Origin of the sequence: Streptomyces sp. NPDC102270 (assembly GCF_044766405.1) — a bacterium.
Lineage (GTDB): Bacteria > Actinomycetota > Actinomycetes > Streptomycetales > Streptomycetaceae > Streptomyces.
The window spans coordinates 31162-42691 of the sequence record NZ_JBIWLX010000007.1 but is presented as its reverse complement, the minus strand read 5'-3'; the positions used below and the strand labels follow the sequence as shown (position 1 = coordinate 42691).

The following is an 11530-nucleotide window of genomic DNA, read 5'->3' as shown; positions in this document are numbered from 1 at the left end:
CCGTTCGCCCGCGGGCATGGGAGGCTTGGGGCATGGCCGCGCAGATCAACCCCAGCATCCTGTCCGCCGACTTCGCCCGCCTTGCGGACGAGGCGAAGGCGGTCGAGGGAGCCGACTGGCTCCACGTCGACGTGATGGACAACCATTTCGTCCCGAACCTCACGCTCGGTGTGCCGGTCGTAGAGTCTCTGGCCCGTGCGACGGACACCCCGCTGGACTGCCATCTGATGATCGAGGCCCCCGATCGCTGGGCGCCCCAGTACGTAGAGGCGGGGGCCTCCTCCGTCACCTTCCATGTGGAAGCGGCCGCCGCTCCGGTCCGGCTCGCCCGGGAGATCCGCGCCAAGGGCGCCCGCGCCTCCATGGCGCTGAAGCCCGCGACGCCCATCGAGCCGTACGAGGACCTGCTCCCCGAGCTCGACATGCTGCTGATCATGACCGTCGAGCCCGGTTTCGGGGGACAGGCGTTCCTCGACATCATGCTCCCCAAGATTCGCCGGACCCGCGAGTTGATCAGCAAGCACGGTCTTGAGCTGTGGCTCCAGGTCGACGGCGGCGTTTCGGCCTCCACCATCGAGCGCTGCGCGGACGCCGGCGCCGACGTCTTCGTCGCCGGGTCGGCGGTGTACGGGGCGTCCGACCCGGCCGAGGCGGTACGTGCATTGCGCAACCAGGCGGAGGGGGCGACCGCGAAGGCCTCGTGGGCGTGCGACCACTGAGCGTCAGGAACGTGAACGGCTCCCATCAGGGCTGATCAAGTGCGCCGGATCTGCAAGGATGAACGGCGAATCCAGAGTGTGAACAGCAGTGAGGAGATCGCCGTGTCGGGTATGTCGGCTGGCCGGTCAGCCATGCGGATGGGACCCGCTGAGCTGGTGCAGGCGGCGGCCATGGCCCGCCGCTTCTACCTCGAGGGCAAATCCAAGATCCAGATCGCGGAGGAGTTCGGCGTCAGCCGCTTCAAGGTGGCCCGGGTCCTGGAGACCGCTCTCGAACGGGATCTCGTGCGGATCGAGATCCGCGTGCCGGCCGAGCTGGACGCCGAGCGCTCCGACGCGCTCCGCGCCCGCTACGGCCTCAGGCACGCCGTCGTGGTCGAGTCCCCGGCCGAGGCCCAGGACTCGCCCGACCCCGAGAACCTGGGAGAAGTGGCCGCCGACCTGCTCGGCGAGCTGGTCGACGAGGGTGCCATCCTGGGCCTGGCCTGGGGCCGTTCCACCATCCACATGGCGGCCGCCCTCGACCGGCTCCCGCCGTGCACCGTGGTGCAGCTGACGGGGGTGTACGACGCCGGGACCGCCGAGCGGGGTTCGGTGGAGGCGGTGCGGCGGGCCGCCCAGGTGTCCGGCGGGGACGCCCACCCCATCTACGCGCCGATGCTGCTGCCGGACGCGGCCACCGCGCAGGCGCTGCGCCACCAGACCGGCATCGCCCGGGCCTTCGAGTACTTCGACAAGGTCACGGTCGCCTGTGTCTCCATCGGCTCCTGGGAGCCGGGCATCTCGACGGTGCACGACATGCTCAGCGACGAGGAGCGGGCGCACTACGCTTCCCTCGGTGTCGCCGCCGAGATGTCCGCGCACCTCTTCGACGCAGAGGGCCGCCGGGTCGGACGGGACCTGGGGGAGCGGTGCATCACCGTCAAGACCGAGCAGCTCCGCCGTATCCCCGAGGTCGTCGCGATCGCGGGCGGGCAGCGGAAGGGGGCCGCGATCGACGCCGTGCTGCGGTCCGGACTCGTCACCAGCCTGGTGACGGACACCTCCGCCGCGGACTACCTGATGACGGCGGGGACGACGCCGAAGCCGGCGCTCAACAGGGCCGACCCGGACGGGCCCTGACGGAAGGTCATGCGGGGCGGCCGTGGCAGCATCACGTTCATGCTGCTGCGGTTCGTCTCCCGAATGCTTCTGTGTCTGCTGGTCCTGACGGGGTGTTCGGCCACCGACAACGCTCCCTCGCGGGGCGGCGGACTCGCCTCCGTCCAGGAGTCGAAGCTCCCGGCCGAGGCCCGGCAGACCCTCGAACTCATCGACAGGGGCGGGCCGTTCCCCTACGCCAAGGACGGCGCGGTCTTCGGGAACTTCGAGCGGCTGCTGCCCGCGCACCAGCGTGGTTACTACCACGAGTACACCGTCCCGACGCCGGGCTCGCCCGATCGCGGGGCCCGGCGCATCGTCACCGGACAGGGTGGGGAGATCTACTACACCGATGATCACTACGACTCGTTCAGGGCGGTCCTGAGATGACGGCACGCGTGGTCACGCTGGACCTGGACGGGGTCGCGGACAAGGCGGGCCTGATGGACCGCTGCGCCCGGGACCTGCGGCTGCCGGACTGGTTCGGCCGCAACTGGGACGCGCTGGCCGACGTCCTCTCCGACCCGGGCCTGTGGTCCGGGGACGGCGTCGACGAGGAGACCGTCGTGCTCGTACGGCACTGGGACCGGTACGCCGCAGTGCGGCCGGACGAGTGGGCGACCGCGCGCGAGGTGTTCTCGCAGGCGTCGGCACTCACCGTGGCGCTCGCCCTTGGAGGTTCGTCCTAGGGCCCCCGTGGCCGGTCTGGACGATTCGCCCGTGGGTGGCGTTCCGCCCGGCGTGGGAGAATGAAGTACGTGCTCTTTCCCCCTGGCTGACCTGTCCGGGGGCCACCTCTGATCGACTGGGATGTGCAGCACGTGCGTTTCCTCAACGACATCCAGCCCCCGTACGACCTGACGTACGACGACGTCTTCATGGTCCCGAGTCGCAGCGCCGTCGGCTCGCGGCAGGGTGTGGACCTCAGCTCGCCGGACGGCACGGGCACCACGATCCCGCTGGTCGTCGCCAACATGACCGCCATCGCCGGGCGCCGCATGGCCGAGACCGTGGCCCGCCGTGGTGGCCTCGTGGTCATCCCGCAGGACATCCCGATCGAGGTCGTCACCGAGGTCGTCTCCTGGGTGAAGAGCCGCCACCACGTCCTGGACACCCCGATCGTGCTGGCCCCGCACCAGACCGTCGCCGACGCGCTCGCCCTGCTGCCCAAGCGCGCGCACAACGCCGGTGTGGTCGTCGACGAGGCGGGCCGGCCCGTCGGTGTCGTCACCGACCGGGACCTGTCCGGGGTCGACCGTTTCACGCAGCTCTCCGAAGTCATGTCGCGCGACCTGCTGCTGCTCGACGCGGACATCGACCCGCGCGAGGCCTTCAACCGCCTCGACGCGGCCAACCGGCGTTACGCCCCCGCCGTGGACCAGGAGGGCCGCCTCGCCGGCATCCTCACCCGCAAGGGCGCCCTGCGCGCCACGCTCTACACGCCCGCCGTCGACGCGCAGGGCAGGCTGCGCATCGCCGCCGCCGTGGGCATCAACGGCGACTTCGCGGAGAAGGCCAAGCAACTGCTCGACGCGGGCGTCGACACGCTCGTCATCGACACCGCGCACGGGCATCAGGAGTCGATGATCACCGCGATCAGGACGGTGCGGGCGCTCGACCCGCAGGTCCCGATCGTGGCCGGCAACATCGTGGCCGCCGAGGGTGTGCGGGACCTGATCGAGGCCGGCGCGGACATCGTCAAGGTCGGCGTGGGCCCCGGCGCCATGTGCACCACCCGCATGATGACCGGTGTCGGCCGGCCGCAGTTCTCGGCGGTCCTGGAGTGCGCGGCCGAGGCGAAGAAGTACGGCAAGCACGTGTGGGCCGACGGCGGTGTCCGGCACCCCCGCGACGTCGCCATGGCGCTGGCCGCCGGTGCGTCCAACGTGATGATCGGCTCGTGGTTCGCGGGCACCTACGAGTCGCCGGGCGACCTCCAGCAGGACGCGAGCGGACGGCTCTACAAGGAGTCCTTCGGCATGGCGTCCGCGCGGGCGGTGCGCAACCGCACGTCGGACGAGTCGGCGTACGACCGGGCCCGCAAGGCGCTGTTCGAGGAGGGCATCTCGACCTCCCGGATGTTCCTCGACCCGGCCCGCCCGGGTGTCGAGGACCTGATCGACTCGATCATCGCGGGCGTCCGCTCCTCCTGCACCTACGCCGGTGCGGGCTCCCTGGAGGAGTTCGCCGAGAAGTCGGTCGTCGGCATCCAGAGCGCGGCCGGCTACGCGGAGGGCAAGCCGCTGCACGCCAGCTGGAGCTGAGTCCGTCCGCGGTGCGGGGCCCCCGCCTGAAAATCAGGGGCCGTCCGCCTTCCCGGTCCGTACGGTCGTCGTATGGAGATCAGTGTCTGCCGGAGCGGCGATGTCGCGCTGCTGGACCGGTACATGGGTTCGCCGGGAGCCACGTCCTTCCACGCCAGGCGGTTCGCGCGGCAGGAGGCGGGGGAGCGCACCTACCTCGTGGCGTGGCTGGACGGGCGGCCCGTGGGGCACACGGAGCTGCGCTGGATCGGGTGTGCGGCGCCGGAGGGCACGTGGGACTGCCCCGAGATCGGCGGCCTCGCGGTCTGGCCCGAGGAGCTGCGCTCGCGGGGGATCGGCACGCAGCTGATCCGGGCCGCCGAGGAGCTGGTCCGGGAACGGGGGCTGACGACCGTGGGCATCGGCGCCGGGCAGGACAACCCGCGCGCGGCCGCCCGGTACGCGCGGCTCGGCTACCGGCCGGTGACGGACTACCTGGACCGCTACGCGTACGAGGAGCACGACGGCACGACCCGTGAGTGCGTCGACGCCTGCGTGTTCCTCGTTCGAGAACTCACCTCAGGCAACCTGACGTCAAGCCTGCTTGACGCAAGCCTGGGGGCATGACGACACCCGAGAGCATCGAGCCGCAGTACACCTTGCTGACCGCCGTCTCCCGGCTCGACGAGCTGCGCATGCGGGAGGCGCTGGGCGGGGCCAGGGACGCCCCCGACCGGGCCGAACTGCTGGAACTCCTCGCCCTGAGCGAGGTCGTGGCCCGCAAGGCGTCCTACGGCCGTCAGCTGACCGTGCGCGCGGCCCGCGAGGCCGGCGCCTCCTGGTCGCAGATCGGGGCCGCGATGGGCACCAGCAAACAGGCCGCGTGGGAGGCCCACACACGGTGGATCGACGCCCAGCGGGAGGCGTACGGCAGGCCCGGTCGGATGGGGTTCGACGAGGCGGATGTGGCTGAGGCGCGGGCCGTGGCGGGGGAGCCGGAAGACCGCTGACGGACACCGGTCGCAGGCGCGCGCAACGAACGCCCGCCCATCGGCCGGGAACGCAACGATCTTGCGAGTGCGTGCAAGGTTGCTGCATTACGACTGTGACGTCCGGGCTCGTAGGGTGCTTCGCTGTACTCACCTGCAGCGACGAAGGAGTCAGCGCGTGCTCGACCAAGGCGCACCCCCACGACAGCGCACACCACGGGCGACGGCGCTCGGCGCGCGCCTCATGCGGCGCAAGCCGGTGGAACGCCTGGTGGCGGAGGGCGGCCAGGGCGAGGGAGGAGCCCTCAGGCGCTCCCTCGGACTGTGGCAGCTGACGATGATCAGCATCGGCGCCACCCTCGGCACCGGCATTTTCGTCGTGCTGGGCGAGGCGGTGCCGAAGGCAGGTCCCGCCGTCACCCTCTCCTTCGTGATCGCCGGCCTCACCGCCCTCTTCTCGGCCCTGTCCTACGCCGAGCTCGCCGGCACCATCCCGGTCGCCGGGTCCTCGTACTCGTACGCGTACGCAACCATGGGTGAACTGATCGCCTGGATATGCGGCTGGTGTCTGGTCCTGGAGTACGGCGTCTCGGTCGCCGCCGTGGCCGTCGGCTGGGGCGAGTACCTCAACGAGCTGCTCGACGGGACCATCGGCGTCACCCTCCCGGACGCGCTGTCCGCCCCGCCCGGCGACGGCGGCGTCTTCAACCTCCCGGCGCTGATCGTCGTCCTGCTCGCCATGGCCTTCCTGCTGGGCGGCGCCCGCGAGTCGGCCCGCGCCAACACCGTCATGGTGGTCGTGAAGATCGCCGCACTGGTGCTGTTCTGCGCGATCGGCGTCCAGGGCTTCCGCTCGGGCAACTACGAGCACTTCATGCCCCTCGGGATGGCCGGGGTCAGCGCGGCCGGTGCCACGCTCTTCTTCTCGTACATCGGCTTCGACGCCGCCTCCACGGCCGGTGAGGAGGCGAAGGACGCCCAGCGCGACCTGCCGCGCGCGATCATGCTGTCGCTGGTCATCGTGACCGCGCTGTACGTCCTGGTCGCGGCCGTCGCGGTCGGCGCGAAGCCCTGGCAGCACTTCAACGACTCCGAGGCCGCGCTCGCCCAGATCATGCGCGAGGTCACCGGACAGAGCTTCTGGGGCACCCTGCTGGCGTTCTGCGCGGTCATCGCCATCGCGAGCGTCGTCCTGACCGTCCTCTACGGCCAGACCCGCATCCTCTTCGCGATGTCCCGGGACGGACTGGTGCCGAAGGTGTTCTCCCGGGTCCACCCGAAGACCGGCGCGCCCCGTGCCAACACAGTGATCGTGTCCCTGTTCTGCGGGGTGCTGGCCGCGGCGATCCCGCTCGGCCAGCTGGCCGACGCCACCAGCATCGGCACGCTCTTCGCCTTCGCGCTGGTCAACATCGCCGTCGTGGTGCTGCGCCGGACCCGCCCGGACATGCCCCGGACCTTCCGCGTCCCGCTCTCGCCCGTCTTCCCGGCGCTCGGCTTCGGCTTCTGCGTGTGGATGATGGGCAGCCTGTCCACCGTCACCTGGGTGGTCTTCGGGGTCTGGATGGCCGTCGGGCTCGTGTTCTACTTCGTATACGGCCATCGCCGTTCCCGACTCGCAACATCCGAAGGCTGATCCACCCACCGTGCTGAACGATCTCGACGAACGCATCGTGCACGCCCTCGCCGAGGACGCCCGCCGCTCCTACGCGGACATCGGGCAGATCGTCGGCCTGTCCGCGCCCGCCGTGAAACGGCGCGTGGACCGGCTGCGTGCCACCGGGGCCATCACCGGATTCACCGTACGGGTGGACCCGGCGGCCCTCGGCTGGGAGACCGAGGGGTTCGTCGAGATCTACTGCCGGCGCAACACCTCCCCGGAGACCATCCAGCGGGGCCTGGAGCGCTACCAGGAGGTCGTGGCCGCCTCCACCGTCACCGGCGAGGCCGACGCGGTCGTGCAGGTCTTCGCCTCCGACATGAGGCACTTCGAACGCGTCCTGGAACGGATCGCGGGCGAGCCGTTCGTGGAGCGCACCAAGTCGGTGCTGGTCCTCTCCCCGCTGCTCAGGCGCTTCTCGTCGGGCTCGCCCACCTGAGCCGCTCGGCGCGGCGCCGGACCGCGGCCACCAGGCGCCCGGTGAGCAGGGCGTGCGCCCCGGACGAGATGACCAGCAGCCGGTAGAGAGCACCGCCGGGTCCGGGGAACCGGGCCCGGCTCTCGGCCCGCAGCCGCGTGCGGCCACCTTCGGCCTCCTCCATGCGGAAGACCAGGGCGTACGTCGAGAAGTGGTGGCGGCCGACGAGGACCAGCTGTCGTCCCGGGACCGCGTCGGCCACCCGGAACCCGGGAAGGGCCGAGCCCCCCGGCGAGGGGCCGCGGCCCGGACGCCGTACGGTCGGCGACGCCCACGAGACGGGCGTAGCGGGGGCGGCCGAAGGACTGCTCCAGGGTCTCGCCGAGCGCCTGCCAGACATCGTCGGCGCGGGCCGCGACCAGCGTCGCGTGCTCGTCGATCCGGGGGAGTGCGGCGTTGTCCACGGGAACCTCCGTCGCGGGTGGCGGTACGACCGTACGCGTGCGAGGAGAACGCCTTCGCCGTCGCCCCTCCGCAGGGTGGCCCCGCACATCCGACAGCGCGGGCCTACTCCGCGGTCTTGCGGGCCAGCGCGTTGTTGCCGATCGAGTTGTGCACGCTGAAGCTCACCGCGTCCGAACGGTAGCGGTCGTCCGACCACTCGACCGGGCGGCCCTCCCGGGTGGTGGTCACCCGGCGGACCCGCAGGAGCGGACTCGTGCGGCGGACTCCCAGCAGCTCCGCGTCCCGCGCCCCCGCCGCCACCGCGTCGATGACGTGCTCCCCGTAGGCGAAGATCAACCCCGTGTCGTCGTACAGGCGTTGAGTGACCGAGGGGCACTCGGGCTCGATGGCCTGCACGGTCGGCGAGATCCAGTCGGCGTACACCGTCCGCTCCAGCAACACCGGTTCGCCGTCCAGGCCGCGCACCCGAAGGACGTGCAACACCGGGGTCCCGACGGTCAGTTGGAGGCGTACCGAATCCTCCTTGGAGGCCGGCCGGGACTCCTGCGCCACCACACGGCCCGTCGCCCGGCGCCCCATCGCCCGCGCCCACTCGGCGAAGCTCCGCAGTTCGGCGAAGCTCTGGCTGCGGCGGCTGGTCAGCACCACCCGCCGGGCGCCCTGGCGGGAGCCGATGAGGCCCTCGGCCGTGAGCGCCGCGACCGCCTGGCGGACCGTGCCGCGCGAGACGCCGTAGTGCGCCGCGAGCTCCGTCTCGGCGGGCAGCAGACTGCCGACGGTGTACTCCTCGCGGTCGATCGCCCGGCGCAGTTCGTCGGCGATCTCCTCGTGTCGCGCCCCCATGCTTCCCCTCTGAGTCGGTCGCTGTGCACAGCGTGACCAGCGTAGTCGACATCCCGGGCGGCTCGGAGAAGTCCTGACTGTGCGGGAATTCAGGGGCCATCGTTTCGCCAGTGTTTACCGACAGGACACCAGCGGCGGCCTTACTGAGGCCAACTTGTTCAGACAAGTTCTCTCCGTTTGGCTCCACCCTCGCGCGTCCCCTGGAGAAGCCGTGACCGTGTCCCTGCCGAGAACAGCCGCCCTCGGTGTTCTCGCCGCCCTCGCCCTGAGCGCCTGCGGCGCCGCCCCCGACAACGCGTCGACCACCGCCGACGGCAAGAACGCCGCCACCGCCACCTCCGCCGCCGACTTCGGCGGCATGGACAAACTGGTCGCCGCCGCGAAGAAGGAGGGCACGCTCAACGCCATCGCGCTGCCCCGCGACTGGGCCAACTACGGCGCACTCATCGACGGCTTCCGGAAGAAGTACGGCATCAAGGTCGCCGTCGAGAACCCCGACGGCTCCAGCCAGGACGAGATCAACGCCGTGACCTCGCGCAAGGGCCAGACCCGGGCGCCCGACGTGCTCGACCTCGGCAGCTCCTTCGCGATCAGCGCCGCCCAGCAGGGCCTGCTCGCGCCGTACAAGGTGTCGTCGTACGGCGACATCCCGACCGGGCAGAAGGACCCGCAGGCCCGCTGGTACAACGACTACGGCGGCTACGTCTCCATCGGCTGCGACGCCAAGCGGGTCAAGACCTGCCCCACCACCTTCGCCGACCTGCTCAAGCCCCAGTACAAGGGCCAGGTCGCCCTCAACGGCAACCCCACCAAGTCCGGTTCGGCCTTCGGCGGCGTCTACGCGGCCGCGCTGGCGAACGGGGGGTCCTTCGACGACATCCAGCCCGGCCTGGACTTCTTCGCCAAGCTGAAGAAGAACGGCAACTACACGCCCGTCGAGTCCACCCCGGCCACCGTCGAGAAGGGCGAGACGCCGATCAGCATCGACTGGGACTACCTGAACGCCGGGTACGCCGACGAGTTCAAGTCCAAGGGTGTCGACTGGAAGGTCACGGTCCCGAGCGACGGCCAGTTCTCGCAGTACTACTCCCAGGCCGTCAACAAGGACGCCCCGCACCCCGCGGCCGCCCGCCTGTGGCAGGAGTACCTGTACAGCGCCGAGGGCCAGAACCTCTGGCTCAAGGGGTACGCCCGCCCGGCCCTGATGACCGCCATGGACAAGGCCGGCACCCTCGACAAGGCCGCCGCGGCCAAGCTGCCCGCGGTCTCCGGAACGCCCAAGTTCCCGACCGAGGCCCAGCAGGACAAGGCCAAGACGGTCCTCGGACAGGGCTGGGCGAAGGCCGTCTCCGGATGACGGCCACCGCCGTACGGGTGGACACGGCGCCCGCCGCTCGCGCGAAGCGGCGGCGCCGGTCCCTCGGCTGGGTCGCGGTCGTCCCGCTGCTCGCGTTCGTCGCGGTTGCCTTCGGGCTGCCCGCCGTCGCCATGCTCGACGGCGCCTTCACCGCCAAGAACCCGGCCACCGGGGCGACTTCGTACACCCTCGACAACCTGACGGCCTCCCTCAAGGGCGCGTACCTCACCGCGCTGCTCGGCAGCGTGAAGCTGTCGGCCGTGTCCGCCGCCCTCGCCACCCTGGTCGGGCTGCCGCTCGCCCAGGCCGTGGTGACCTCCCGCTTCCGCGCCCTGCGCGAGGCCGTGCTCACCGCGTCCGGGGTCCTCGCCAACTTCGGTGGCGTGCCGCTGGCCTTCGCCTTCGTCGCCACGCTCGGCAACGCCGGTGTCCTGACCCGGCAGTTCGGCCTCGCCGACAAGGGCTGGGACCTCTACAGCTTCTGGGGCCTGGTGATCGTCTACCTGTACTTCCTGATTCCCCTCATGGTCCTCACCATCACGCCCGCCCTCGACGGGCTGCGCGTCCAGTGGCGCGAGGCCGCGCAGAACAACGGGGCAACGGGCATGCAGTACTGGCGGTTCGTCGCCCTGCCCGTCCTGCTGCCCACGCTGCTCGGCGGGTTCGTACTGCTCTTCGGCAGCGCCTTCGCCGCCTACGCCACCGCCGCCGCGATGGTGGGCAGCTCCATCCCGCTCGTCACCCTCCAGATCGCCGACGCCATCTCCGGCAACGTGCTGGTCGGCCAGGAGAACGTGGCCCTGGCCCTCAGCCTCGACATGGTCCTGGTCGCGGGCCTGGTCATGGCCGTGTACCTGCCCCTGCAGCGGAGGAGCGCGCGATGGCTCGCCTGAACCTGTGGCGGTGGGGTGTGCTCGGCCTCGCCGGCCTGTACTTCCTGGTGCCGCTGGCCGCCTCCGTCGTCTTCACCGTCGACGTGCCGGGCCAGGGCATCACCTTCGACGCCTACACCCAGATCTTCTCCACCGACGGCTTCGTCTCCAGCCTGCTGCTCTCGCTTGAGCTGGCCCTGACCACCATCGCGGTCGTCCTGCTGCTGATGGTGCCCGCCATGGTCGCGCTGCGGCTCGGCGCACCCCGGCTGCGGCCCCTCGTCGAGGTGGTGTGCTCGCTGCCGCTGGTCGTCCCGCCGATCGCGTTCGTCGCCGGCATCGGCACGGTCCTCAAGTGGGGCCCCGACCACCTCTCCCGCACCCCCCTGTTCGAGACCTTCGTGGCCGTCCAGAACCCCGACTTCCCGTTCATCCTGGTCCTGGCCTACGTCGTGATGGCGCTGCCCTTCGTCTACCGGGCCCTGGACGCGGGGCTGCGCGCGATCGACGTCCGCACCCTCGTCGAGGCCGCCCGCAGCTGCGGTGCCGGCTGGCCGCAGGCCCTGGTCCGGGCCATCCTGCCCAACCTGCGCGGCGCCCTGCTCAACGCCTCCTTCCTCACCCTGGCCCTGGTGCTCGGCGAGTTCACCGTGGCCCAGCTGCTGGGCTTCCAGCCCTTCGCCGTGTGGATCGTCAACGTCAGCGGCTCGCAGGCCCAGTTGTCCGTCGCCGTGTCCGTGCTCAGCCTGCTCGTGACGTGGGTGCTGCTCCTCGTCCTGGCCGGCTTCGGCGGCCGCACCCGAACTACCTCCCGGGGATGACCC

At 71.1% G+C, this 11530-nt stretch carries 13 protein-coding genes and 1 pseudogene; 12 read left to right on the top strand and 2 right to left on the bottom strand.

Going from position 1 to position 11530, the window contains the following annotated elements; genetic code table 11:
- Positions 1-32 precede the first annotated feature (32 nt).
- The 9 genes from rpe to ACIRP7_RS15280 all read left to right on the top strand — a co-directional run bounded on the left by rpe (position 33) and on the right by ACIRP7_RS15280 (position 7190).
- Positions 33-719: a ribulose-phosphate 3-epimerase gene (rpe, locus tag ACIRP7_RS15320; RefSeq protein ID WP_007380668.1), complete on the top strand. Its 687-nt coding sequence runs from the start codon at positions 33-35 to the stop codon at positions 717-719.
- Between the two features lie 78 nt (positions 720-797).
- Positions 798-1841: a sugar-binding domain-containing protein gene (locus tag ACIRP7_RS15315; RefSeq protein WP_352389952.1), complete on the top strand. Its 1044-nt coding sequence runs from the start codon at positions 798-800 to the stop codon at positions 1839-1841.
- Between the two features lie 39 nt (positions 1842-1880).
- Positions 1881-2249: a ribonuclease domain-containing protein gene (locus ACIRP7_RS15310; protein WP_403658554.1), complete on the top strand. Its 369-nt coding sequence runs from the start codon at positions 1881-1883 to the stop codon at positions 2247-2249.
- The gene (locus tag ACIRP7_RS15305) at positions 2246-2548 is read left to right on the top strand and encodes a barstar family protein (RefSeq protein ID WP_403658551.1); all 303 of its coding nucleotides are present in this window, start codon (positions 2246-2248) and stop codon (positions 2546-2548) included. Before ACIRP7_RS15310 ends, ACIRP7_RS15305 begins: the two co-directional genes overlap by 4 nt.
- A 132-nt stretch (positions 2549-2680) precedes the next feature.
- The gene (locus ACIRP7_RS15300) at positions 2681-4123 is read left to right on the top strand and encodes a GuaB1 family IMP dehydrogenase-related protein (RefSeq protein ID WP_403659553.1); all 1443 of its coding nucleotides are present in this window, start codon (positions 2681-2683) and stop codon (positions 4121-4123) included.
- Between the two features lie 72 nt (positions 4124-4195).
- Positions 4196-4729, top strand: a complete 534-nt coding sequence (locus ACIRP7_RS15295) for a GNAT family N-acetyltransferase (protein ID WP_403658548.1) — start codon at positions 4196-4198, stop codon at positions 4727-4729.
- Complete coding sequence (locus tag ACIRP7_RS15290) at positions 4726-5112, top strand: hypothetical protein (protein WP_403658545.1); 387 nt, start codon at positions 4726-4728, stop codon at positions 5110-5112. Before ACIRP7_RS15295 ends, ACIRP7_RS15290 begins: the two co-directional genes overlap by 4 nt.
- A gap of 157 nt (positions 5113-5269) precedes the next feature.
- A complete protein-coding gene (locus tag ACIRP7_RS15285) occupies positions 5270-6727 on the top strand; it encodes an amino acid permease (RefSeq protein ID WP_403658542.1) in 1458 nt (485 codons plus the stop codon).
- Between the two features lie 10 nt (positions 6728-6737).
- Positions 6738-7190 (top strand): Lrp/AsnC family transcriptional regulator, encoded by a 453-nt coding sequence (locus ACIRP7_RS15280; RefSeq protein WP_007380661.1) that lies wholly within the window; start codon positions 6738-6740, stop codon positions 7188-7190.
- On the opposite strand, the pseudogene ACIRP7_RS15275 reads toward ACIRP7_RS15280, so the two are convergent.
- Together ACIRP7_RS15275 and ACIRP7_RS15270 are read right to left on the bottom strand one after the other, a co-directional pair.
- Positions 7159-7633: pseudogene (locus tag ACIRP7_RS15275) on the bottom strand (hypothetical protein). The gene ACIRP7_RS15280 and the pseudogene ACIRP7_RS15275 sit on opposite strands and share 32 nt — an antisense overlap.
- A 103-nt stretch (positions 7634-7736) precedes the next feature.
- The gene (locus ACIRP7_RS15270) at positions 7737-8477 is read right to left on the bottom strand and encodes a GntR family transcriptional regulator (protein WP_403658539.1); all 741 of its coding nucleotides are present in this window, start codon (positions 8475-8477) and stop codon (positions 7737-7739) included.
- A 211-nt stretch (positions 8478-8688) separates the two neighbouring features.
- Between ACIRP7_RS15270 and ACIRP7_RS15265 the strand changes: the two genes are divergently transcribed.
- Genes ACIRP7_RS15265 through ACIRP7_RS15255 form a run of 3 tightly spaced genes read left to right on the top strand, consistent with a single transcriptional unit; the run spans position 8689 to position 11527 of the window.
- Positions 8689-9834, top strand: a complete 1146-nt coding sequence (locus ACIRP7_RS15265; RefSeq protein ID WP_403658536.1) for an ABC transporter substrate-binding protein — start codon at positions 8689-8691, stop codon at positions 9832-9834.
- Positions 9831-10727, top strand: a complete 897-nt coding sequence (locus ACIRP7_RS15260) for an ABC transporter permease (protein ID WP_403658533.1) — start codon at positions 9831-9833, stop codon at positions 10725-10727. Before ACIRP7_RS15265 ends, ACIRP7_RS15260 begins: the two co-directional genes overlap by 4 nt.
- A complete protein-coding gene (locus ACIRP7_RS15255) occupies positions 10715-11527 on the top strand; it encodes an ABC transporter permease (RefSeq protein WP_403658530.1) in 813 nt (270 codons plus the stop codon). The genes ACIRP7_RS15260 and ACIRP7_RS15255 overlap by 13 nt, the downstream gene beginning before the upstream one ends.
- The last annotated feature ends 3 nt before the right edge of the window (positions 11528-11530 follow it).

Excerpts from the sequence above, each read along its gene's own strand:
- ACIRP7_RS15270 (WP_403658539.1), bottom strand. The coding sequence starts at position 8,477 with ATGGGGGCGCGACACGAGGAGATCGCCGACGAACTGCGCCGGGCGATC.
- ACIRP7_RS15290 (WP_403658545.1), top strand. The coding sequence starts at position 4,726 with ATGACGACACCCGAGAGCATCGAGCCGCAGTACACCTTGCTGACCGCC.
- ACIRP7_RS15255 (WP_403658530.1), top strand. The coding sequence starts at position 10,715 with ATGGCTCGCCTGAACCTGTGGCGGTGGGGTGTGCTCGGCCTCGCCGGC.
- ACIRP7_RS15260 (WP_403658533.1), top strand. The coding sequence starts at position 9,831 with ATGACGGCCACCGCCGTACGGGTGGACACGGCGCCCGCCGCTCGCGCG.
- ACIRP7_RS15310 (WP_403658554.1), top strand. The coding sequence starts at position 1,881 with ATGCTGCTGCGGTTCGTCTCCCGAATGCTTCTGTGTCTGCTGGTCCTG.
- ACIRP7_RS15295 (WP_403658548.1), top strand. The coding sequence starts at position 4,196 with ATGGAGATCAGTGTCTGCCGGAGCGGCGATGTCGCGCTGCTGGACCGG.
- rpe (WP_007380668.1), top strand. The coding sequence starts at position 33 with ATGGCCGCGCAGATCAACCCCAGCATCCTGTCCGCCGACTTCGCCCGC.
- ACIRP7_RS15305 (WP_403658551.1), top strand. The coding sequence starts at position 2,246 with ATGACGGCACGCGTGGTCACGCTGGACCTGGACGGGGTCGCGGACAAG.